Genomic DNA, 20,710 nt, shown 5'->3' with positions numbered 1-20,710 from the left:
CCTATGCCCTCAGGCGCGCTTCGGCGGCGTCGCGCGCAGCGGGGTCGCCGACATGCATCCAGTCGCCATGCATCATCACGCCGTAGAGGCGGCCTTCCGTCGCCTTCTGCCGCCAGACCGGCGTCAGGGAAAAGGCATCCTCGGTAACGCTCATTACGATATCGGGGTGGGTGATGTGCACACCCATATAGTTGAGCGGAGCGGAGGCGGCCTGACCGCGGAAGGTCAGACGGCGGTCGTCACCAAGAAAGAAATCGCCCGCGCCATCAAAGCCGCTGGAGCGCGTCATCTCGGCCAGCAGCAACAGGGCGTCCATCTGGTTGGCCTGCCATTGGTCGCGCATGTCGGCGAGGGCGCGGTCGCCGCCGCCGTCTTCGATCCACACGCTGTCGATATTGGCGACGAAAATCGGATTGTCACCCAGCAGCGGGCGGGCTTTTTTCAGGCCGCCGCCGGTCTCCAGCAGTTTGCCGCGCTCGTCCGAAATGATGATCTCGACATCCGTGCGCGTTTTCAGATGCGCTTCAAGCCGATCGGCGAAATAGTGGACATTGACCACGCAGCGCTCGACGCCCGCGCTTTTGAGGCGGTCGATCATGTGGTCGATCAGGGTGCGCCCGCCGACCTCGACCAGCGCCTTGGGCCGATCGTCGGTGAGGGGGCGCATACGGGTGCCCAGTCCTGCCGCCAAAACCATTGCGGTTTTAATCTGCGTCATGCGATGCGGTCCCCCAGACCGTTGGAGATGAACCAGTCGCGCAGGCCCTTGAGCGCCGGTGCGTTGAGATTGCGCCCCAGATGTTGCCACATGCGCGGCATGAAGGCCTCGTAGCGCGGTTTGTGGTCGCGGGTGACCAGTCGGGCGAAAACGCCCAGAATACGCGCCTGATTGAGCGTCGCCAGCGCCGTGTACAGGCGCATGAAGGCTTCGCGGTCCTGTTCGGGGCGCAGACTGAAATAGTGGTCGAGGCACAGAGCTTCGACCTGAGGCGACACGTCGCGGCGGGCGTCCTGCAGCAGCGAGTGCAGATCCCAGGCCGGATGCGCCTTGAGGCAGTCCTGAAAATCGATCAGGCCGACACGGGCCACGCCTTCGCGGTCACCGAGCCACAGCAGGTTTTCGGCGTGATAGTCGCGATGGATGAAGACGCTGGCGCCGGCTTCGGCCTCAGTGCGCAGCGGGGCCAATAACCCGTCCCAATCGGCACGCGCCTGAGCGGAAAAGCGGAGGCTCGGATCGTACTGCGGCAGCCATTCGAGGAAGAGGTCGGCCCCGGTCTTCAGCGCCAGCGCGTCATAGGTCAGCAGGGGCCAGTCGCCGACGGTTGCAGGCGGCGGGACGTCGTGCAGCTTCGCCAGCACCGAGACAGCGGACAGATAGAGCGGGGCTTCGTTCTCGCCCTCTTCGATCAGGCGCGCGAAGAGGGCACTGCCCAAATCCTCATGCAGGATCAGACCGTTTTCCAGATCGCTTTCATAGAGCCTTGGGGCCGAAAAGCCGCGGTCGCTCAGATAGGCGGCAGCCCCGGCAAAGGCCGTCAGATCGCCTGCGGACAGACGCGTCTGTGCAAAATAACCAAGCTGTTGACGTTCTTCAGCATTCGCTTCCGGAGGACAGGGTTTTGCCCCCGTCGGGGGCTGATCCATCAGCATCAGGGTCGAGCCATCGGTGCGTGTCAGGCGTTCGTACCGCCGCGTCGAAGCGTCTCCCGGCAGCGGGTCGCGTCGTGCATCAGTCAGGCCCGCCTGTTGCAGAAAACGGACGCGGAGGTCTTCACGATCGGTCATATGAAACTCTTATTGGCCGGGCCGCTCAAGCGTCACGCGGCGGCCCGAATCCTCTTCTTTTAGGCGTACGATCCACGGTGCGTCAAAGGCGAAATGGCCCAATCGCAACCCCTCAAGTCTCTGGGGCCATTCGATGAGACACAGATGCGTGTCGGCCAGTTCGAACAGGCCGATTTCGTGCACCTCTTCCGGGTCGGTCAGGCGGTAGAGGTCGAAATGGGCAATGTCGAAGTCACGGCCTTCATAGGTCTGCACGAGGGTGAAGGTCGGCGACGGTACGTCCTCGTCGGGCGTGGTCAGGGCACGGATCAAACCGCGCGCCAGAGTCGACTTGCCGGCTCCCAATTCCCCCAGCAGATAGACGACATCGCCAGGGCTCAACTGCTCGGCCAGCCACGCGCCATAGGCGGCGGTGTCGCCATCGTCCTTGAGGAAGCAATCGTCGGAAAAAATCATAGAGCGGCGCGGTCCGGATCGAGCGGTAGTTGCCGTTCGATATAGGTCTTCAGCCTCTCGCACAACAGGCCCGCCTCGGCATCGAGGCGCTCGGGAGGGATGATCGGCCCGACGGTCAGATCGAAACGCTTGCCGGCTTTATTCAAGAACTCATGGAACAGGGTGATGTCGCGCAACTCCTGGGACACGCGATTGAAGGCGTGAAACCATAGCGAATTGGGGCCGTTCAGGTGCATGGGCACCAGCGGCGCACCGTACTTCTGCGCCAGCGACAGGGCGGTGGTCTGCCACGGCGGATCGCTGAGCTGACCGTCCGGTCCACGTCGCGCCAGACGCCCGGCGGGGAACAGGACGACGCATTTCTCGGCCCCAAAGGCGTCGCGCGTGGCGTTCAGCGTGGCGCGGGTTTTTTCCCGCGTGCGTTTGGCCTCGACCCATTCGACGGGGATCAACACCTCGCCGAAGCGCGGGTTTACCCGTAATGCGTCAGCATTGGCGAAAAAGGTGATATCGGAACGCACCTTACGAATCGCATCGTAAACCGCGATGCCGTCGGCAATGCCGGTCGGGTGGTTGCAGATGACGACGCAGCGTCCCTGCGCCGGGATGCGTTCGGCGTGTTGCGCGACTGTGTGGAGCGACAGAAGCTGCGAAATATAGTCGAGCGCCGCCTGACCCGACAGGTCGGCAACGGCTTCGGCCATATGTACCGCGCGGCCATAGCCGAGCAGGCTATAGAGGGCAGGTCGCGCCACCGGCCACACAGCGGATTTAGCCAGATGCGGCGCGCGCTCGATGATCAACTCTTCGACGATGTTGCGGGGCGTCGGTAATGCCGCCATTGTTTCCCTCCCCCATATGCGCGGGTTTCGCTGTCCCGGCTTTGTTGCTAAACGAATAGCATGACCGCTTCGCGCCCTAAAATCCCAGCCTCAATCCCGGCCTCTAAAAATCCTGACCGCCGTCGCATCAAGGCCAGAGGTCCCTATCTGTGGCTGTGGTTTGCCGCCCTCACTGGTATCATATTCGGCCTAATGGCCTTGTCATGGGGCTGAATCTGTTAACCAAACCCTTAACAGATGCCTCATAACGCGCTTATAGTCGGAGCGTTCGAGAGGGGCTAAGCGCCGGATGACCAGAAAGCACATACTTTACGCCATATTGTTCCTGACGACCGCGGCCGTGCTGGGCATTGCCGGTTACTGGGCGTACTGGAACTTTTTCGTGCGCTGGCAGCCGGTGACCATTACGCAAAAGCAGAAGGAAATACAGGAGCTTCTGGACGCTTCGGGCTATGCGGCGTCGGGCAAGGAAGGCCCGGAGGTCTGGGTTATCACCTATCGCAACTGCGCCACCTGCAAGGTGTGGGAGGATCAGGAACTGCCCAAGCTGGAGGCCATTTCCGCCGATATCCGCATCGTGCCTTTCGCGCCTGCGGATATCGAGGGCAAGGTCAAGACGACGCCGTCGGAACGTTCGACCATAGCGGAAATCTGGCTCAATCGCTCCTATCCGCTGTACAGGCAATGGCGCGCGGCGACCGAAGAGTCATGGATGCCGACCTTCCGTCCGGCGGACGGCGATCTGGCGCGTTCGGCCGTGGTCGAGGCCAGTCGGAACTTCATCGCCAAGCTTGAGCCGCTACTGGGCGATAACGGCGTGCCGATCCGCTACCCGCTGGTCATCTGGCGCGACGGAACCGAACATATCCGCGTCTGTGCCTGTTCGGACGAGCGCATGTATCACTATGTGCGCAACGATCTTCACGCGCCGTCGAAGCTGGAAGGCGAAGCGGCAGCCAGCGCATCGGCGGTGACGATAGAGGTGCCGTCTCTGCCGGCGGCGGAGACCGTGGCCAGCGACAGCGCGGCCAGCAATTACGGCCCCGACAGCCTTTGAACGCCGCGCCCCAATCCGGCCCCATTGAACCGGCAAGCTTAGCGTCACATATAATGGTGGAAACCGTCCGGAGCTGTCCTGTCATGCGCGCGATCCTGATTTCGCTGGCCGTTATGTCCCTGCCGGGCGCGGTGTGCGCGCAGGACGTGATCGATCCCAAGTCCAAACCCTCATCCTTTACCGAGCGCACGGACAAGATGACGCCCGCCGAGCGAGAAGCCGAGATCAAGCGCATCTTTGCCGAGTTCGACCGCAACACGGACGGCCTCATCACCGAAGATGAGGCTCCGCGCTTGCCGCATACGGGCAGCGATCCGGAGGCGGTAAAGGCCGACGCCAGGTTCTTCATTTCACTCTATGACGACAATCAGGACCATAAGGTGTCGTTGGCCGAATACCGCGCCAAGGCGGCCCTGGCCTTGATCGGGCGGGAAAAAACGACGCAGGGCCTCAAATAAGGACTTTCCTTATCGCCAAAGCGTCACGGCTGGTCTAAAAACGCTCGCATGAGCGAACAGACGGCCCCTTCCGAATCCCCTAAAATGTCTTCCTTTGGCTTCCGCGATGTAGAGGCGAAGGAAAAGGTCAATCTGGTCCACGGCGTGTTCAAAAACGTCGCCGCCAAGTACGACCTGATGAACGACGTCATGTCGGTCGGCGTGCACCATCTTTGGAAGGATGCGGCCTGCGCCAAACTCAATCCGCAGCCGGGCGAGGTCATCATCGACTGCGCCGGCGGTACGGGCGATATCGCGCGCCGTCTGGCCAGACTGGCCCGTTTGGCCAAGGCCAGACGCGGCGGCAAGGACGCCGAAATCCGCATCATCGACTATAATCAGGCGATGATCGAAGCGGGTATCCAGAAGGGGGGCGAGCCGGAAATCACCTGGTCGGTGGGGGATGCGATGAATCTCGCTATCGCCGACAACAGCGTCGATGCCTACATCATCTCCTTCGGCATCCGCAATGTCGCCGACGTGCAGGTGGCGCTCAACGAAGCCAAGCGCGTGCTGAGGCCCGGCGGGCGTTTCTTCTGTCTGGAATTCTCGCACCCGACCACCAGGCTGGTCGAAAACACCTACGAATTCTACGCCTTCAAAATCATTCCCTTCATGGGTCAGATGATCGCCAATGATCGCGAGTCCTATCAGTATCTGGTCGAAAGCATCAAACGCTTTCCGGATCAGGATAGCTTCAAGGGCATGATGGACAAGGCCGGTTTCCGCCGCACCGGTTACACCAATTTCACTGGCGGGGTGTGCGCCCTGCATTACGGCTGGGCGTAAGCCTTGGCGTCGGCATTCGCTTCCTTCTTCCGCCTGATCAAGGCCGGGTTCGTCCTGATGCGCGAGGACGTGCTGATCCCGCGCGAACTGAGTTATCAGCTCAATCCGCCGTCGCGTTTCTTTTCCAACGCCCTGCGCTTTCTGTTCGCGCGCCGCGGGACGCAAGACCGCGTCGGCCTGCGTTATGCGCGTGCGTTTGAAAAGCTGGGGCCGGCCTTCATCAAGCTGGGGCAGGTTTTGTCGACGCGCGGCGATATCTTCGGCGACGAATTTATCCGCGACCTCAGTCACCTTAAGGACCAGTTGCCGCCGTTCGATGCGCAGACGGCGCGGCGTCTGGTCGAGGAAGCGCTGGAAAAGCCGGTAGAGGACATCTTCTTCGAGTTCGGTGAAGTGATCGGCGCGGCCTCGATCGCTCAGGCGCACCGCGCCGTGCTCAAGGACGGTCGTCAGGTGGCGGTCAAGATCCTGCGTCCGCGCATCGAGCAGATCATTGCCGATGACGTGGCCATGATGACGCTGGCAGCCAAGCTGATCGCCTTTATTTCACCGGCCTCGCGCCGGCTGGAGCCGGAGGCCTTCGTGGCGACGGTGGCGCAGTCGCTGCTGCTGGAGCTGGACCTGCGGCTTGAGGCTTCGGCAGCGGACGAACTGGGGCAGATCATCAATGCCGAGCCCTATATGTCGGCGCCGAAGGTCGTCTGGCACTATGTGGCCAAGCGCGTGATCGTCACCGAATGGGCCAGGGGCGTGCCGCTCAGCCGCCCGGAGGCCCTGACCCAGCCGGGCCTTCAACATAAGGCGATGGCTGACAATCTGATCCGCGCCTTTCTGTCACAGGCGCTGAACCACGGCATGTTCCACGCCGACCTGCACGAAGGCAATCTGTTCGCTCAGGCCCCTGACAAGCTGACGGCCATCGATTTCGGCATTGTCGGGCGGCTCAAGCCCAAGGAGCGGCTCTATCTGGCCGAGATGCTGTGGGGCTTCCTGCGCCGTAATTACAAGCGCGTGGCTGAAGTGCATTTCGAAGCCGGTTATGTGCCTAAACACCACGACGTCAATGCCTTTGCCCAGGCCCTGCGCGCCGTGGGCGAGCCGGTGCTGGGCCGGGCGGCGACGGAGGTGTCGATGGGGCGTCTGCTGACGCAACTTTTCGAGATCACCGCGCAGTTCGACATGCATCTGCGCCCCGAACTGGTGCTGCTGCAAAAGACCATGGTCAGCGTCGAGGGCGTGGCGCGGCGCATCTACCCGGAGCACGACATCTGGGAGGCCGCGCGGCCGGTGGTGCGCGACTTCATTCAGGCCGAACTGTCTCCGGTGGCCGAAGCCCGCCGCATTCTCGACAAACTGGTGCAGAAGCTGAAGACCGATGACGAGGACATAGCGCTGCGCGACCGCGACCGGCTGGCCATGGTGTCGCTGCAGGCCGAATTGCGCCATAGCCGCGCGGTCTCGACCCTGGCCCTGATCGCCTCGGTACTGGCACTGGGCGTTATGGTGTGGATTGCAGTGGTCGTGGGTTAAGTGCTTGCCTTACATTGCGCCTTACCTTAATGTAAGGCAGGCAAGGAGCGCTGTATGTCTACCGCCACCGTCACCAGCAAGGGTCAGGTCACCATCCCGGTGGATGTGCGCCGCGCGCTGTCCATCAATACCGGCGATCGTCTGGAATTCGTGGAAATCGAGCCGGGTAAGGTGCTCATCGTCGCCGCCACGAAGTCCATCACCGATCTGAAAGGGCGCTTTGCAAAGCCTCGTCAGGCCGTTTCGATAGCCGAAATGAATGAAGCCATTGGACGCGAGGCTTCGCGGCGCGAATGATCGGCCTCGATACGAATGTCATTGTCCGCTACATCATGCAGGATGATGCGAAACAGGCGGCTCTGGCCACCACCCTCATCGAGTCCCTGACGACGGACGCGCCGGGTTTCATATCTATCGTTACGCTTGTCGAGACGGTCTGGGTTCTGAAGCAGAGCTATGGTTTGTCACGCCCCGACCTCGTTGAGGTGATTGAGGGGCTCTTGTCCTCTCATCAACTTGTTGCGGAAAAACGGGCCGAAGCCTATCAGGCGCTGACGGATTATAAAGCGTCGAAGGGCGATTATTCGGAATGCCTGATCGAACGTCTTGGTCGAAGCGCCGGATGCACGCTCACCTACACCTTCGATCAGAGCGCCAGTCGTCATGCGGGCATGACCTTGCTCATGGCTTAAGCATTGCGCAAGGCTTCGCAGGCAGGATGGTCTCAAACAGGGCCGTTCCATGATTACCATCTTCCATCGCCTTGGCGAGCGTATAGCTGAAACCCAGCAGCGGGCTGACCAGAACGTCCCGGACGAGCCGGTGTGGATCGATCTGCTCAATCCGACCGAAGACGAATTGCGCCATCTGCCGCAGAATCTCAACATCGCCCTGCCGACGCGCGAGGAAACCTGGCGCAATCACGCCCTCAACCGCATGTACACGCGCGACGGCACGGCCTATATGACCGCCGCTGTCCTGAGCGACGACCGTGAAGCGCGCGCTTGCGGGACGGTGACCTTTATTCTGACGCCGGACTTTCTCATCACCATCCGCGACATCGATCCGCAACCCTTCCTGACTTTGCAGGAACGTATGTTGCTGTCGCCCAAGGCGTTTCCCTCCAGTATGGATGTGTTGACGGGCCTGCTGGAAGCGATCGTGTTGCGCACCGTGTCGCATTCGGATCAGGTGATCACCGGTCTCGATGGTCTGTCCTGCCGCATCTTCTCCGATCGGGGTTTTGAAAGCGAAAAGGGCACGCCGTCGGACATCATGCACGGCGTGCTGAAATCGCTGGGCGTGCTGGCCGATCTCAATTCGCGCATCCACGAAAGCATACTCAGCCTTCAGCGCGTAGCGGGCTTCCTCAGGAACGGCACTCCGGCGGGAGAGGAACGCCATACGCGCACCCTTGGCACCCTGCTCAAAGACACTCAGTCCATCGCCGATCAGACGACGTTTCTATCGAACAAGATCAGCTTTCAGCTCGATGCGGCGCTGGGCATGATCAATGTCGAACAGAACCAGATCGGAAAAATTTTCTCGACCACGGCGGTTTTCTTCCTGCCGCCGGCGCTGGTCGCGGGGATCTACGGCATGAATTTCGACCATATGCCGGAACTGCACTGGACGCTGGGTTATCCGCTGGCCATCGGCCTGATGGGACTGGCCGTGCTGGCGCCCTACTGGTTCTTCAGACGGCGCGGCTGGTTGTAGCCTCGATATTCTGGGCCAGATAGCCCGGAATGGCGGCAGGCGGCATCGGGCGTGCGAACAGATAGCCCTGCGCCATGTCGCAGCCGATCGCGCGCAGCCGGTTGAGTTGTTCCGGCGTCTCGACCCCTTCGATGATCGATTTCAGGCCCATATCGGTGCAAAGCCCGGCCATGGAGCGCACGATCTTGCTGGCGCTGTCGTTTTCGATGTCGGTGACGAAGCTGCGGTCGACCTTGATGCGATCCAGCGGCAGGCGATGGACATAGCTCAGCGACGAATAGCCGGTGCCGAAATCGTCGAGCGACAGATGGCAGCCGAGCGCCTTAAGGGTCTGCATGGACTGCCGCGCCTTGACAAAGTCATGCGCCATGGATGTTTCGGTGATCTCGAAATCGATGCGGCGCGGATCGACGCCCGAGGCATTGACGATGGCCACCAGTCGCACCACGCCTTCGGCGGCGCAGATGTCATGGGCCGAGAGGTTGAACGACAGGCCGATGTCTTCGGGCCAGTTCTGCATCTCGCGCAGGGCCTTTTCGAGCAACACGCGGGTGACGCCGCCGATCAGGCCGGCGCGTTCCGCGACCGGAATAAAGACGTCCGGTGTAACGAGGCCCAGATGCGGGCTGTACCAGCGGGCCAGCGCTTCGAACGACAGGACACGACCGGTCGCCAGATCGACGATCGGCTGGAACAACTGTAACAGCTCGGCATTGAGGTCGGCCGACAGCAGATAACGTTCGATCTGGGACTGGGTGCGAATTTCCGCCGCGTGCTTTTCATTGAACAGGACGGTCTGTCCGCGCAGGTTGCGCTTGGCGTAATAGAGCGCGTAGTCGGCATTCTCGAAGAGGTTTTCAGCGGTCTGAATGGGTGCGGTCCAGGTCGCCACGCCGATGGAGCAGGCCATGTGCGCATGGGTGCTCCCGACGGGGAACGGCATGCGCACGGCGTCGGTCAGGCGGCGGCCCAAATCGGCCAGCGCGTCCGCAGACACCGGGTTGCGCACGATGAGGCCGAATTCATCGCCCCCCAACCGGTAGATATCGGCTTCGGCGTCGGCGAAACTCAGGCAGACGTTTTCGAAGCGACGCGCCGTTTCGCTCAGAACGCGGTCACCGGTAGCGTGTCCGTAGGTGTCGTTGATGGGTTTGAACCCATCGAGGTCAAGTACGCCGACTGACAGGCGCAAATGCCCTTCACGCGCCTCCGCAAAGGCCTGTTCCAGATCGTGGAAGAACCGGCGCCGGTTGGGCAGGTCGGTCAGAGCATCGAGGTTGGCGATGCGGAAGTTTTCATCGGACAGGGCCTGCGTTTCAATCTGCTTGCCGATCAGGTCGCGGCGCGAACGCACCAGGTCGGCGAAGTCACGGTAGTGGGTCATCAGGATGGTCATGATGGTCGCGCTGACCAGCACGATATTGACCGCAATGGCCTTTTCCGTCTTGTCACCGGCCATGCCGAAAAACAGGACAAAGGGGATGTTGACGATCAAAGTCACCAGAAGCGCCGCCGGGCGCAGATGCATCAGGCAGAAGATACAGCCGACGACCGTAATGCCCATGTAGAAGATGACGTGACCCTGCGCATGAGCGTCGCCATAGGGATGCAGGCTCAGTCCCCAGGCCATGAAGCTGACCGCCAGCAAGGCCGCCAGGCGCGTGGTGCGGCGAAGCTGGGCGACGGCCTGTTCGGCGGTTACGGACCTATCGCGCGCCAGCCACCATTGTATCGCGCGCACACCGGCAATGGCGCACAGGGCGCCCGGCAGCCATACCGACAGCCACAGCGGCGCCAGTCGCGAGAAGGTGAAACTGACGGCCAGCGAGCTGACGATCAGCAGAAAATAGAGCAGCGGCACCTGCCGGGACAGAGCACGATACTGCGCCACCGCCAACTCGGGTTCGTCGGCGGGAATACGGAACAGATCCAGGAGGGGTTTGCCGATAGAGGTCAATGGTTTCGATCGCGGTTGTCGATCGAGCGAACCTAAGCCATTTTGTCTAAAAAGAATTTAATCGACGCCAGGGTCAAAATTGTCTCTTGTGATCGTTCGCCGTTCAGCCTCGATCTGTTTTTGCTTCTGCCAGTAGACTGCACCCTCATAGGGCCGGAAAAGGGTGCGCGGCGCGCCCTTCTTCGTCATCACGGCGAAAACATTGCGGTTTTTGTCGTAGAAGAGGGTGTCGCCATTATTGCGGGCCAAGGTTTCAACCCCGGCAGGCGGCGTATGGATGAAACCGTGGACCATGGCCAGCCACTCTTCATAGGAGCGCGCGCCGATCTCCGCCCCGTGCTTTTCATAATGATAGGTCGCATTTTCATAGGCCGTATATTTGCGGTTCGACGACCATAGCGGCCAGTCGCCGTAGCGCGTGCGGGTAACCTCGGCCTTCGGACCTGGTGTCAGACGGATGGCGTCGTTTTCGACGCGGGGCGCGGGTATTTCGGCCTCGATGGGCGGCGGCGTTGCGCGCGGTGTCTGCGACGTTTGGGGCGTTTGGGGAGCGGCCTCAAGGGGCGCGACCTGTTCCGCGGGCGCCTGGCCCTTGCCGTCTGTCAGCACAGCCGACGGTCCGGCGTCGCAGGCCGCCAGCAGGAGCAGGCCCAGCACGGTCAGGATCCCCCGCACACCTCGGATTTGTTGTGTGAAAGTCATCCGTCCCCCATATAACTTGCCATATCCCCACGAAGGCCATTAAAGGCTAACTCATGACCGTTGCAACCCCACCCCGTATCCTGCTGATCGTCGGCGGCGGCATCGCCGCCTATAAGTCGCTGGAACTGATCCGCCTGATCAAAAAGGCCGGGATGAATGTGCGTGTGGTGCTGACGAAGGCCGCGCAGCAGTTCGTCACGCCGTTGAGTGCCGGGGCGCTGTCGGGCGACAAGATCTATACGGACCTGTTCGATCTGACCGACGAAACCGAAATGGGCCATATCAGCCTGTCGCGTCAGGCCGATCTGGTGGTCGTGGCCCCGGCCACCGCCAATCTGATGGCTTCGCTAGCCAACGGTCAGGCGGACGATCTGGCGACGACCCTGTTGCTGGCGACCGACAAGCGCGTGCTGATGGCTCCGGCGATGAATGTGCGCATGTGGCACCACCCGGCGACGCAACGCAATCTGGTGACCTTGCGCGCCGACGGCGTGCTGTTCAGCGGTCCGGACGAAGGCGATATGGCCTGCGGGGAATATGGGCTGGGACGCATGAGCGAACCGGAAGCTATTTTTGCCGCCATACAGGCCGCGTTGAAACCTAAAACCCAACCCCTGAAGGGCCGTCACGTCCTGATCACCGCCGGGCCCACCTTCGAGCCGCTGGACCCCGTGCGCGGCATCACCAACCGCTCTTCCGGCAAGCAGGGTTATGCCATTGCCGCGGCTGCCGCCGAGGCCGGGGCACAGGTGACTCTGGTGTCCGGGCCGGTGAGCCTGCCTGTACCTGCCGGGGTGACGCGCGTCGGTGTCGAGACGGCGCTTGAGATGCACGACGCCGTCCATGCGGCGCTGCCCGCCGATGTGTTTATCGGCGTGGCGGCGGTCGGCGACTGGCGCGCCAAGGAGATCGCGCGCGACAAGCAGAAGAAGGGTGCAGACGGCGAACTGAGCATCACGCTCGTCAAGAATCCCGACATTCTGGCCAGCGTCGGCCACCACGCCACGCAACGCCCCAGGCTCGTCATCGGCTTCGCCGCCGAAACGCGCAATGTCGAGGTCTACGGCCAGACCAAGCTGCGCACCAAGGGCGCCGACGCCATTCTGGCCAATGACGTGTCGAAGGACGTCTTCGATCGCGACACCACCAATATGATTCTTATCGACGCCTCTGGGCCTACGGCAGGCAAACACCTGACCAAGGCCGAGGTCGCTGCCGATCTCATCCAGTATCTGACCACAAGGCTGAAATGACCTATACGCCCACCGCCCACATCATCCAGTTGCCGCACGCCGTCGGTCTGGCCCTGCCGGCCTATGAGACAGAGGGGTCGGCGGGCCTCGACCTGCGCGCCGCCATTGCGGAAGGCGAGGTGCTGACCCTGAAGCCGCTAGGCCGGGCGCTGGTGCCGACGGGGCTCAAGGTGGCCGTGCCGCTCGGCTTCGAGGTGCAGGTGCGTCCGCGCTCGGGTCTGGCGTTGAAGTTCGGCATTACCTGCCTCAATTCGCCGGGTACGGTCGATTCCGATTATCGCGGCGAGGTCGGGGTGATACTCGTCAATCTGGGGTCCGAGGATTTCGAGATCCGCCGCGGTGACCGCATCGCGCAGATGGTCGTGGCGCGTCACGCCCGCATCGACTGGGAAGTGGTCGAAAGCCTCGACGACACGGCGCGCGGTGCGGGCGGGTTCGGTTCGACAGGGCGGGGCTAAAGTCTCTTCCACTCACGCATTTGTGCAGGGCGCGCCGGTTTACGTCCCCTGCGAAGCAGCCCAGACTCGCTTGATACGCGAGTTGCGAGGCGAAGCCATGTCCGAAACCATCGAGATTTACGGATTGCTGAGCGATCTGGTTCAGGCGGCGCTGAACGGCCTGAACCTGTGGCCGGCCGTACTGGGCGGCGTCGTGAGCGGAGTTCTGATCGGTTTGCCGATGGCGGCGCGTTTGTTGATCGGCCTGTGCCTGACTCTGGTGTTCACCAGCCTGTGGCCTCTGTTGTCGGGTCTGCCGCCGCTCGCGCCCGATTTTGGCGAGCCGGAATATGCCATTCAGTTCGCCCTGATGGCGGTGGTGGTCGCGGTCATCGTCATGGGACTGGGGTGTCTGCGTCTGCTCGCCTTCGGTCAGCGAAAGCCGAGAACGTCCTGCATGTCGTAGAGGCCGGGAGGCTGCGACGCAGCCCATAGCGCCGCTTCCACTGCGCCGCGCGCGAAAAGGGTGCGGTCGCGCGCCGAGTGCGACAAGGTGATCACCTCGTCTTCAGCGGCAAACAGCACGCTGTGTTCGCCGATGATCCCGCCCCCGCGAATGACCGAAAAGCCGATGGTGCCGGGTTCGCGCTGACCGGTCAGCCCGTCACGCGCGGCGACGCGGACATTATGCAGATCGACATTGCGCCCGTCTGCCGCGGCGTCCCCCAGCATCAGGGCGGTGCCGGACGGGGCGTCGACCTTGCGCTTATGGTGAGCCTCCAGCACTTCGATGTCCCAGGCGTCAGGCCCCAGCTTGGCCGCCGCCTGTCTCACCAGCCCCATCAGCATGTTTACGCCCAGAGAGAAGTTCCCCGAACGCAGCACGATATTACGGTCGCCGTAGGCTTCAAGGGCGGCAATCTGTTCCGGCATGAAGCCGGTCGAGCCGATGATATGCGCCAACGGCTTGCCGCGCTTCTGGCCTTCTGCGGCACAGGCTTCGGCGATAGCCAGGGTGGCCGTGGGCATGGTGAAGTCGATCACGGCGTCGGCTTGCGACAGGTCGATCATCTCACCCTTGTCGAAGGTGGCGGCAACGGTGAATTCACGCTCGTTCAGTACACGGATGACCGCCTGACCCATCCGGCCTCTGGCCCCGGCAACGGCGAAACGAACTTGGGTCATCTTAACTCCGGGGTGTATAAGCTGCCCGCTCCTCTAAGGAGCGGGCGCCAATAAGTCAAATCCGGCGACGGGCCGCCCCGAGCCGGATTTGTCCATTCTGAACCATGAAAAACGTATTGCGCGTTAGCGCAAGACTTTTTCATGAGGTTAAGCGGTGCCGGTGATGTCGTCCCAAAAACGCTTGGCCTTATGCATGAAGCCCTGCGACTGCGCGTAGGACTGCGCTTCGGCGATCTCGGCGAATTCCTGCATCAGTTCCTTCTGACGCGGGCTGAGGTGTTTCGGCGTCTCGACAAACAGTTCGACCAGGAGATCGCCGCGCTGTTTCGAGTTGAGCACCGGCATACCCTTGCCCTTGATCTTGACCTTGTGGCCGGTCTGCGCGCCTTCGGGGATAGCGACCTCCAGCTTGCAGGTTCCGTCGCAGCCTTCGCCGCCCATCAGGCAGGGCACCTCGACCTCGCCGCCCAGAACGGCGGTGGTCATAGGCACGGGGATCTGACAGTGCAGGTCGGCGCCATCGCGCTCGAAAATCTCATGCTCCGCCACCGACAGGAAGATGTACAGGTCGCCCTTCGGCCCGCCGTGCGCCCCGGCCTGACCTTCGCCGGACAGGCGGATGCGCGCGCCGTCATCGACACCGGCGGGGATACGCACGTTCAATTTGCGATTGGCACGCACCTGACCATGGCCGTGGCAGTTGGTGCAGGGTTCCTTGATCACCTGACCCTGACCGTTACAGGTCGGGCAGGTGCGTTCCACCTGGAAGAAGCCGTTGGAGGTGCGCACGCGGCCGTGGCCGGCGCAGGTATGACAGGTCACCGGTTTGGTGCCCGCCTTGGCGCCCGAACCGTTGCAGACTTCGCAGGTCAGGGTCGTCGGGATGTTCAGTTCGACATCCGCGCCCTTATAGGCCTGCTCCAGTGTGATTTCGTAGTCGTAGCGAACGTCGGGACCGCGTTGCGGGCCACCGGAGCGGCGTCCGCCGCCACCGCCGAAGATGTCGCCGAACATTTCGGAGAAGATGTCTTCGACATTGCCGAAGCCTTGCTGGCCGAAGCCGCCCTGACCCCCGAAACCGCCGCCCTGGCCGTTGACCCCGGCATGGCCGAAGCGGTCGTAGGCCGCGCGCTTGTTGCCGTCGGACAGCACCGAATAGGCTTCGTTGACTTCCTTGAAACGCGCCTCGGCCTGATCGTCGCCCTGATTGCGGTCAGGGTGATGTTCCATCGCCTTCCTGCGAAAAGCCGATTTCAGCGTTGCGTCATCCGCGTCGCGGGCCACGCCCAGAATTTCGTAGTAATCACGCGCCATTACAAACAAGCCCTTAAGCGCATCCCGAAAAAGCGCCTTGCGGTTTTCGGACTCAGATGCGCGATAAATATTTCCCAAGCCCCCGCCTGGGTTGCCTGCACTCTTCACACCGGCACCATAGCCGATGTCACCGGAAACTCAAAAAAAGAGGGAGCCGGATAAAATCAGACTCCCCCTTCGACTTGTCAGAACGCGGATTTACGCGCTCTTCTTGCCGTCATTGTCGACTTCCTCGAACTCGGCATCGACCACACCGTCATCGGCCTGATCGGCTGCGTCGCCGCCCTCGCCATCGCCTTGAGCGGCGTACATGGCTTCACCCAGCTTCATCGAAGCGGTCAGCAAGGTCTGATGCTTGGCCTTGATGTCTTCGGCATCTTCACCGTCCTTGGCCGCTTTCAGGTCGGCCAGAGCGGTTTCGATGGCGGTCTTGTCTTCGGCCGAGACCTTGGACCCGAAGTCCTTCAGGGCCTTTTCGGTCGAGTGGACCAGAGCGTCGGCCTGATTGCGGACTTCGATCAGGCTCTTGCGCTTCTCGTCTTCCGCCTTGTTGGCTTCGGCGTTCTTGATCATTTCCTCGATGTCCGCGTCGCTCAGGCCGCCATTGGCCTGAATGCGGATCGAGTGTTCCTTGTTCGTCGCCTTGTCCTTGGCGTTGACATTGACGATGCCGTTGGCGTCGATGTCGAAGGTGACTTCGATCTGCGGCACGCCGCGCGGCGCGGGCGGGATGCCGACGAGGTCGAATTGACCCAGCAGTTTGTTGTCCGACGCCATCGGGCGCTCGCCCTGGAAGACGCGGATCGTCACGGCCGACTGATTGTCGTCGGCGGTCGAGAAGGTCTGCGACTTCTTGGTCGGGATGGTGGTGTTGCGTTCGATCAGCGGGGTGAACACCCCGCCCAGCGTCTCGATGCCCAGCGTCAGCGGGGTCACGTCGAGCAGCAGCACGTCCTTGACGTCGCCTTGCAGCACGCCGGCCTGGATCGCAGCACCGAGTGCGACGACTTCGTCCGGGTTCACGCCCTTGTGCGGCTCGCGGCCGAAGAAAGCCTTAACCGCTTCGACGACCTTGGGCATACGCGTCATGCCGCCGACAAGGACGACTTCATCGATATCCGACGCCTTCAGACCGGCATCCTTCAGCGCCTGCTGGCAGGGGGCGATGGTCTTCTGGATCAGGTCTTCGACGAGGCTTTCCAGCTTGGCGCGGGTCAGCTTGAGGTTCAGGTGCAGCGGGCCCGACGCGTTCATCGAAATGAAGGGCAGGTTCAGGTCGTACTGGGCGACCGTCGACAGTTCCTTCTTGGCTTTTTCGGCCTCTTCCTTGAGGCGTTGCAGGGCCAGCTTGTCCTGACGCAGATCGGTGCCGTTTTCCTTCTTGAACTCATCGGCGAGGTAGTCGACGACGCGCATGTCGAAGTCTTCACCACCCAGGAAGGTGTCGCCGTTGGTCGATTTCACTTCGAAGACGCCGTCGCCGATTTCCAGAACCGAGACGTCGAACGTGCCGCCGCCGAGGTCGTACACGGCGATCTTCTTGCCGTCGTTCTTGTCGAGGCCATAGGCCAGAGCAGCGGCGGTCGGTTCGTTGATGATGCGCAGGACTTCGAGCCCGGCGATCTTGCCGGCGTCCTTGGTCGCCTGACGCTGGGCGTCGTTGAAGTAGGCCGGAACCGTGATGACGGCCTGAGTGACGGTTTCACCCAGATAGGCTTCGGCGTCTTCTTTCAGCTTTTGCAGGATGAAGGCCGAGATCTGCTGCGGCGAATAGTCCTTGCCGTGGGCCTTGACCCAGGCGTCGCCGTTCGGGCCCTTGGAGATGTCATAGGGCACCATGCCCTTGTCCTTCTGGACCATCGGATCGCTGTAGTTGCGGCCGATCAGGCGCTTGATAGCGAAGAAGGTATTGGAAGGGTTGGTCACTGCCTGACGCTTGGCGGGCTGCCCGATCAGGCGCTCCGAGTCGTCAACAATGGCGACCACCGACGGCGTGGTGCGAACGCCTTCGGCGTTTTCGATGACCTTCGGGTTCTTGCCGTCCATGACGGCGACGCACGAATTGGTCGTACCAAGGTCGATACCGATGATTTTAGCCATGAGTCCAGATTTACTCCGTTTAAGGCAATGGGCTTTCGAGGCCTTTTGAAGATAAGCACCCCGCTTGTCCATCCCCGGTGAGATGAAATTTTACAGTGTGGCGCACCTTGTCCGAAAACCGCATAGCACTTTTCGGGGCGCGCTTAGCTAATTTTGGACCGGACTGTGTCGGTCCGATCGCCAAATCTGCAACCGATATAAGGGGCGTGTTCCGCCCTGCAAGAGGGGGCTGTGGAAAGGGGGCATTATTTTTAGGGTTTTTCAGAACGCGCTCATTCGGTGAAGCCCGACAGATTTAGGGACCTTGTGCGTATCGCCCAAAGTGACTTGTAAAGTGACACAGTCATGGTGTTAGTTACCGCCGTATTTCATGGAGAATGGCCGATGACGATGGACAACCTGCCCCTGACGCGCCCAGAAGGCAGCGAGCCGCAGGATTTTCACGTCAGCCGCCGGCGCATGGCCGGGCTGTTCTTCGCCGGTTACGCCCTGGGGGCCGGTGCCGCCGCGGCGCAATCGCCGGTTTCGACGCCGTACACAGGTCTTATCGCCAAGGACCTGAGCGTGCCGACGGGCACCGACTATAATATCCCGGCCTATATCGCCTTGCCGCAGGACGCCAAGCGCCGCCCGGTGGTGCTGGTGGTGCCGGAAATCTTCGGCCTGCATGATTATCTGCGCGATGTGTGCCGCCGTCTGGCGCATCAGGGCTATGTGGCCCTGACCTTCGATCCTTTCGCGCGTAAGGGCAATGCCGCGGCGTTAAAGGACACGGCGGAAATCCGCAAGCTGGTCGAAACGGCCACCAATGAGCAGGTGATGGGCGACCTCAAAACTCTGATCGCGTGGCTGAAGTCCAATCCGGATGTGGGGCAATCCAAAGGCGTGTTTGGCAAGACCAGGTTCGCCAATACCTCTAGGATCGGCATTACCGGCTTCTGCTGGGGTGGGGCCGTGGTGTGGATGGCCGCGACCTCGATCCCGGAGATCAAAGCGGGTGTCGCGTGGTACGGGCGTCTGGAGCGTCCGGCGCCCAATGATTTTCTGGGTAAGGAAGAGCGTCAGTGGCCGATCGACCGTGCGGCGGGTCTGCGCAAGCCGGTGCTGGGTCTCTATGCCGGTCAGGACGGGGGCATTTCGCTCGAAAGCGTCGAACGCATGAATACGGCGCTGAAGGTGTCGGGCAAGACGCCGAGCCATATCAAGGTCTATAAGGACGCCAAGCACGGCTTCCACGCCGATTATCGCGCCCTCTATAATGAGAAGGCCGCTAAGGAAGGCTGGGCCGAACTGCTCAAGTGGTTTGGGGCGTATCTGTAAAGAAAACCCCCGACCGCTAGGCCGGGGTTTTTCGCTTTTAAGCCTGGGTATTGATCGTGCCGCCCGAAGCGCTGTCGCCGCCGTTATAAGCACCGTTGGCGGCGCTGGCCGACTTGGCCGCCGTAACGACCATGGCCGGACGGATGGTGCGGCCGAACAACTCGTAGCCCGCCTGCATGACCATCAGGACGCTGCCGCCCTCGACCTCGGTGGAGGGCTGCTCCATCACGGCCTGATGAAAGTTCGGATCGAACTTGTCGCCTTTTAGAGGTGCGATCTTCTTGACACCGTTCTTTTCGAACGCGCCGGCCAGTTCCTTTTCCGTCATCTCGATGCCCGAGACAAAGTTCTTGAACGCCGGGTCTTCGATCTGCGCCGGGACGGCCTGCAGCGCGCGTTGCAGCACGTCGGCCACACCCAGCAGATCGCGCGAGAAGCGCTGAATGGCGAAGGCGCGCGCGTCATTCATTTCGCGCTCGGCTCGGCGCTTGACGTTTTCGGCTTCGGCGGCGTAGCGCAGCGCCTGTTCCTTGAGCGCGGTGTTTTCGGCCTGAAGCTGCTCCAGCGCCGCGTTCAGCGTGTCGATGGCGTCGTTGGCGAACGGGGCGTCTTGTTCGTTATGGTCTTCGCTCATTAATCTCGAACTCTGTTGCTTAGGGCCTGTCCTGCTCCAGCAGGCGGCCGAGGATTTTCGCGGTATAGTCCACAAGTGGGATGATGCGCGCGTAATTCAACCGGGCGGGTCCGATGACGCCAATGGCGCCGACGACCTTCTGCGGTTGCCCGGTCTTGGGACCGCCCAGCATGTAGGGGGCTGCAATAACAGCCGAACCGGACAAAGAAAACAGTTTCGATTCCGATCCGATGAAAATTCTTACGCCCTGCGCCGAACGCACATTGTCGAGCAGGTTGATCAGTTCTTCCTTTTCTTCCAGATCCTCGAACAGGGCGCGCACGCGTTCAAGATCTTCGAGCGCCGAGGCCTCCAGCAGATTGGCCTGCCCACGGACGATCAGCGCCCTTTTGTCGTTCTCGCCGCCGGCCCAGGCCGCCAGTCCGCGCGCGATCAGGCCGGTGGCCGCGTCGTTGAGCTGCTGACGCTCGGCCTCAAGCTCGGTGCGCAGGTCGCGGCCGGCTTCGCTCAGGGTGCGGCCACGCAGGCGCGTGCTGAGATAGTTGGAGGCTTCGATCAGATCGGCAGGGGTCACTCCGGCATCGAGCGCCATCAGGCGGTTTTCCACCCGTCCGTCGTCGAAGACCAGCACGGCCAGCGCCTGATCCGGCGACAGCTTGACGAATTCGACGTGGCGCACCCCGGCTTCGAAAGACGGGGTCATCACCACCCCAGCCCCGCCGGCAAGGCCGGACAGCAGGTTGGAGGCTTCGCGCAGGGCGCTGTCGAAGGTCATGCCTTTGGCGGTCAGCCGCGCCTCGATCTCGCGCTTGGCGTCCTGCGCCACGTCGCCGATCTCCAGCAGACCATCCACGAACAGGCGCAGCCCCTGATGCGTCGGCATCCGTCCGGCCGAAATATGCGGGGCGCTGAGCAGGCCCAGTTCCGCCAGATCGGACAGGGTGTTGCGGATCGAAGCCGGTGACAACGCGATCCCGCCCTTGGACAGGGTGCGCGACCCTACCGGCTCCCCGGTTTCCAGATAGGCCTCGACAACATGACGGAACACCTCACGCGCCCTTGCATCGAGTTCGGTCAAGGGGGCGGTGGTGCTCAGCAGGGTCGAGAGCGAAGTCTTCATGGGTTTAGGA

The 20,710-nt window shown here is 61.9% G+C and carries 22 protein-coding genes; 11 read left to right on the top strand and 11 right to left on the bottom strand.

Annotated features, from left to right (window positions below):
* Position 1: 1 nt before the first annotated feature.
* From murU to LH365_RS00370, 4 genes are read right to left on the bottom strand one after another with little or no spacing between them, the layout of a single operon-like run.
* Complete coding sequence (gene murU, locus LH365_RS00385; RefSeq protein ID WP_226744246.1) at positions 2 to 718, bottom strand: N-acetylmuramate alpha-1-phosphate uridylyltransferase MurU; 717 nt, start codon at positions 716 to 718, stop codon at positions 2 to 4.
* Entirely contained in the window at positions 715 to 1,788 is a 1,074-nt protein-coding gene (gene amgK, locus LH365_RS00380) for an N-acetylmuramate/N-acetylglucosamine kinase AmgK (RefSeq protein ID WP_226744245.1), read from the bottom strand. Before amgK ends, murU begins: the two co-directional genes overlap by 4 nt.
* A 9-nt stretch (positions 1,789 to 1,797) precedes the next feature.
* Positions 1,798 to 2,244 (bottom strand): tRNA (adenosine(37)-N6)-threonylcarbamoyltransferase complex ATPase subunit type 1 TsaE, encoded by a 447-nt coding sequence (gene tsaE / locus LH365_RS00375; protein WP_226744244.1) that lies wholly within the window; start codon positions 2,242 to 2,244, stop codon positions 1,798 to 1,800.
* Positions 2,241 to 3,086 (bottom strand): 1-acyl-sn-glycerol-3-phosphate acyltransferase, encoded by an 846-nt coding sequence (locus LH365_RS00370; protein ID WP_226744243.1) that lies wholly within the window; start codon positions 3,084 to 3,086, stop codon positions 2,241 to 2,243. The genes tsaE and LH365_RS00370 overlap by 4 nt, the downstream gene beginning before the upstream one ends.
* 289 nt (positions 3,087 to 3,375) lie before the next feature.
* On the opposite strand from LH365_RS00370, the gene LH365_RS00365 reads away from it, so the two are divergent.
* The 7 genes from LH365_RS00365 (at position 3,376) to LH365_RS00335 (ending at position 8,678) form a co-directional block, all read left to right on the top strand.
* Positions 3,376 to 4,143, top strand: coding sequence for a hypothetical protein (locus LH365_RS00365; RefSeq protein WP_226744242.1), 768 nt, complete (start codon positions 3,376 to 3,378; stop codon positions 4,141 to 4,143).
* Between the two features lie 83 nt (positions 4,144 to 4,226).
* On the top strand, positions 4,227 to 4,601 hold the full coding sequence (locus LH365_RS00360) for an EF-hand domain-containing protein (RefSeq protein WP_226744241.1): 375 nt from the start codon (positions 4,227 to 4,229) through the stop codon (positions 4,599 to 4,601).
* Positions 4,602 to 4,685: 84 nt separating this feature from the next.
* Positions 4,686 to 5,429 (top strand): class I SAM-dependent methyltransferase, encoded by a 744-nt coding sequence (locus LH365_RS00355; RefSeq protein ID WP_226744240.1) that lies wholly within the window; start codon positions 4,686 to 4,688, stop codon positions 5,427 to 5,429.
* A gap of 57 nt (positions 5,430 to 5,486) precedes the next feature.
* Positions 5,487 to 6,959, top strand: a complete 1,473-nt coding sequence (gene ubiB, locus LH365_RS00350) for a 2-polyprenylphenol 6-hydroxylase (RefSeq protein WP_370639752.1) — start codon at positions 5,487 to 5,489, stop codon at positions 6,957 to 6,959.
* Positions 6,960 to 7,013: 54 nt separating this feature from the next.
* Complete coding sequence (locus LH365_RS00345; RefSeq protein WP_226744238.1) at positions 7,014 to 7,256, top strand: AbrB/MazE/SpoVT family DNA-binding domain-containing protein; 243 nt, start codon at positions 7,014 to 7,016, stop codon at positions 7,254 to 7,256.
* On the top strand, positions 7,253 to 7,651 hold the full coding sequence (locus LH365_RS00340) for a PIN domain-containing protein (RefSeq protein WP_226744237.1): 399 nt from the start codon (positions 7,253 to 7,255) through the stop codon (positions 7,649 to 7,651). Before LH365_RS00345 ends, LH365_RS00340 begins: the two co-directional genes overlap by 4 nt.
* Positions 7,652 to 7,700: 49 nt before the next feature.
* Complete coding sequence (locus LH365_RS00335) at positions 7,701 to 8,678, top strand: magnesium transporter CorA family protein (protein ID WP_226744236.1); 978 nt, start codon at positions 7,701 to 7,703, stop codon at positions 8,676 to 8,678.
* On the opposite strand, the gene LH365_RS00330 is transcribed toward LH365_RS00335, so the two are convergent.
* Positions 8,656 to 10,635, bottom strand: a complete 1,980-nt coding sequence (locus LH365_RS00330; RefSeq protein WP_226744235.1) for a bifunctional diguanylate cyclase/phosphodiesterase — start codon at positions 10,633 to 10,635, stop codon at positions 8,656 to 8,658. The two genes, LH365_RS00335 and LH365_RS00330, sit on opposite strands and share 23 nt — an antisense overlap.
* A gap of 57 nt (positions 10,636 to 10,692) precedes the next feature.
* A complete protein-coding gene (locus LH365_RS00325; protein WP_226744234.1) occupies positions 10,693 to 11,292 on the bottom strand; it encodes a hypothetical protein in 600 nt (199 codons plus the stop codon).
* Positions 11,293 to 11,390: 98 nt separating this feature from the next.
* On the opposite strand from LH365_RS00325, the gene coaBC reads away from it, so the two are divergent.
* From coaBC to LH365_RS00310, 3 genes are all read left to right on the top strand, one after another.
* On the top strand, positions 11,391 to 12,590 hold the full coding sequence (gene coaBC / locus LH365_RS00320; RefSeq protein ID WP_226744233.1) for a bifunctional phosphopantothenoylcysteine decarboxylase/phosphopantothenate--cysteine ligase CoaBC: 1,200 nt from the start codon (positions 11,391 to 11,393) through the stop codon (positions 12,588 to 12,590).
* Positions 12,587 to 13,048, top strand: coding sequence for a dUTP diphosphatase (gene dut, locus LH365_RS00315; RefSeq protein WP_226744232.1), 462 nt, complete (start codon positions 12,587 to 12,589; stop codon positions 13,046 to 13,048). Before coaBC ends, dut begins: the two co-directional genes overlap by 4 nt.
* 97 nt (positions 13,049 to 13,145) lie before the next feature.
* On the top strand, positions 13,146 to 13,493 hold the full coding sequence (locus LH365_RS00310; RefSeq protein ID WP_226744231.1) for a hypothetical protein: 348 nt from the start codon (positions 13,146 to 13,148) through the stop codon (positions 13,491 to 13,493).
* On the opposite strand, the gene dapB is transcribed toward LH365_RS00310, so the two are convergent.
* From dapB to dnaK, 3 genes are all read right to left on the bottom strand, one after another.
* Positions 13,460 to 14,212, bottom strand: a complete 753-nt coding sequence (gene dapB, locus LH365_RS00305; protein WP_226744230.1) for a 4-hydroxy-tetrahydrodipicolinate reductase — start codon at positions 14,210 to 14,212, stop codon at positions 13,460 to 13,462. The two genes, LH365_RS00310 and dapB, sit on opposite strands and share 34 nt — an antisense overlap.
* A 147-nt stretch (positions 14,213 to 14,359) precedes the next feature.
* On the bottom strand, positions 14,360 to 15,526 hold the full coding sequence (dnaJ, locus tag LH365_RS00300) for a molecular chaperone DnaJ (RefSeq protein ID WP_226744229.1): 1,167 nt from the start codon (positions 15,524 to 15,526) through the stop codon (positions 14,360 to 14,362).
* A 198-nt stretch (positions 15,527 to 15,724) separates the two neighbouring features.
* Positions 15,725 to 17,626: a molecular chaperone DnaK gene (gene dnaK / locus LH365_RS00295; protein ID WP_226744228.1), complete on the bottom strand. Its 1,902-nt coding sequence runs from the start codon at positions 17,624 to 17,626 to the stop codon at positions 15,725 to 15,727.
* 384 nt (positions 17,627 to 18,010) lie between these two features.
* Here dnaK and LH365_RS00290 point away from each other — a divergent pair, with 384 nt between their 5' ends.
* Positions 18,011 to 18,946, top strand: a complete 936-nt coding sequence (locus tag LH365_RS00290) for a dienelactone hydrolase family protein (protein ID WP_226744227.1) — start codon at positions 18,011 to 18,013, stop codon at positions 18,944 to 18,946.
* A 37-nt stretch (positions 18,947 to 18,983) separates the two neighbouring features.
* On the opposite strand, the gene grpE is transcribed toward LH365_RS00290, so the two are convergent.
* Complete coding sequence (grpE, locus tag LH365_RS00285) at positions 18,984 to 19,580, bottom strand: nucleotide exchange factor GrpE (RefSeq protein ID WP_226744226.1); 597 nt, start codon at positions 19,578 to 19,580, stop codon at positions 18,984 to 18,986.
* A 19-nt stretch (positions 19,581 to 19,599) separates the two neighbouring features.
* Complete coding sequence (hrcA, locus tag LH365_RS00280; protein ID WP_226744225.1) at positions 19,600 to 20,700, bottom strand: heat-inducible transcriptional repressor HrcA; 1,101 nt, start codon at positions 20,698 to 20,700, stop codon at positions 19,600 to 19,602.
* Positions 20,701 to 20,710 lie beyond the last annotated feature (10 nt).

The organism is Asticcacaulis sp. AND118 (assembly GCF_020535245.1).
Taxonomy (GTDB): domain Bacteria; phylum Pseudomonadota; class Alphaproteobacteria; order Caulobacterales; family Caulobacteraceae; genus Asticcacaulis.
The sequence above is the reverse complement of the archived record's forward strand: the minus strand, read 5'-3'. Positions and strand labels throughout refer to the sequence as shown.

Excerpts from the sequence above, each read along its gene's own strand:
- murU (WP_226744246.1), bottom strand. The coding sequence starts at position 718 with ATGACGCAGATTAAAACCGCAATGGTTTTGGCGGCAGGACTGGGCACC.
- amgK (WP_226744245.1), bottom strand. The coding sequence starts at position 1,788 with ATGACCGATCGTGAAGACCTCCGCGTCCGTTTTCTGCAACAGGCGGGC.
- tsaE (WP_226744244.1), bottom strand. The coding sequence starts at position 2,244 with ATGATTTTTTCCGACGATTGCTTCCTCAAGGACGATGGCGACACCGCC.
- LH365_RS00370 (WP_226744243.1), bottom strand. The coding sequence starts at position 3,086 with ATGGCGGCATTACCGACGCCCCGCAACATCGTCGAAGAGTTGATCATC.
- LH365_RS00365 (WP_226744242.1), top strand. The coding sequence starts at position 3,376 with ATGACCAGAAAGCACATACTTTACGCCATATTGTTCCTGACGACCGCG.
- LH365_RS00360 (WP_226744241.1), top strand. The coding sequence starts at position 4,227 with ATGCGCGCGATCCTGATTTCGCTGGCCGTTATGTCCCTGCCGGGCGCG.
- LH365_RS00355 (WP_226744240.1), top strand. The coding sequence starts at position 4,686 with ATGTCTTCCTTTGGCTTCCGCGATGTAGAGGCGAAGGAAAAGGTCAAT.
- ubiB (WP_370639752.1), top strand. The coding sequence starts at position 5,487 with ATGCGCGAGGACGTGCTGATCCCGCGCGAACTGAGTTATCAGCTCAAT.
- LH365_RS00345 (WP_226744238.1), top strand. The coding sequence starts at position 7,014 with ATGTCTACCGCCACCGTCACCAGCAAGGGTCAGGTCACCATCCCGGTG.
- LH365_RS00340 (WP_226744237.1), top strand. The coding sequence starts at position 7,253 with ATGATCGGCCTCGATACGAATGTCATTGTCCGCTACATCATGCAGGAT.
- LH365_RS00335 (WP_226744236.1), top strand. The coding sequence starts at position 7,701 with ATGATTACCATCTTCCATCGCCTTGGCGAGCGTATAGCTGAAACCCAG.
- coaBC (WP_226744233.1), top strand. The coding sequence starts at position 11,391 with ATGACCGTTGCAACCCCACCCCGTATCCTGCTGATCGTCGGCGGCGGC.
- dut (WP_226744232.1), top strand. The coding sequence starts at position 12,587 with ATGACCTATACGCCCACCGCCCACATCATCCAGTTGCCGCACGCCGTC.
- LH365_RS00310 (WP_226744231.1), top strand. The coding sequence starts at position 13,146 with ATGTCCGAAACCATCGAGATTTACGGATTGCTGAGCGATCTGGTTCAG.
- dapB (WP_226744230.1), bottom strand. The coding sequence starts at position 14,212 with ATGACCCAAGTTCGTTTCGCCGTTGCCGGGGCCAGAGGCCGGATGGGT.
- dnaJ (WP_226744229.1), bottom strand. The coding sequence starts at position 15,526 with ATGGCGCGTGATTACTACGAAATTCTGGGCGTGGCCCGCGACGCGGAT.
- dnaK (WP_226744228.1), bottom strand. The coding sequence starts at position 17,626 with ATGGCTAAAATCATCGGTATCGACCTTGGTACGACCAATTCGTGCGTC.
- LH365_RS00290 (WP_226744227.1), top strand. The coding sequence starts at position 18,011 with ATGACGATGGACAACCTGCCCCTGACGCGCCCAGAAGGCAGCGAGCCG.
- grpE (WP_226744226.1), bottom strand. The coding sequence starts at position 19,580 with ATGAGCGAAGACCATAACGAACAAGACGCCCCGTTCGCCAACGACGCC.
- hrcA (WP_226744225.1), bottom strand. The coding sequence starts at position 20,700 with ATGAAGACTTCGCTCTCGACCCTGCTGAGCACCACCGCCCCCTTGACC.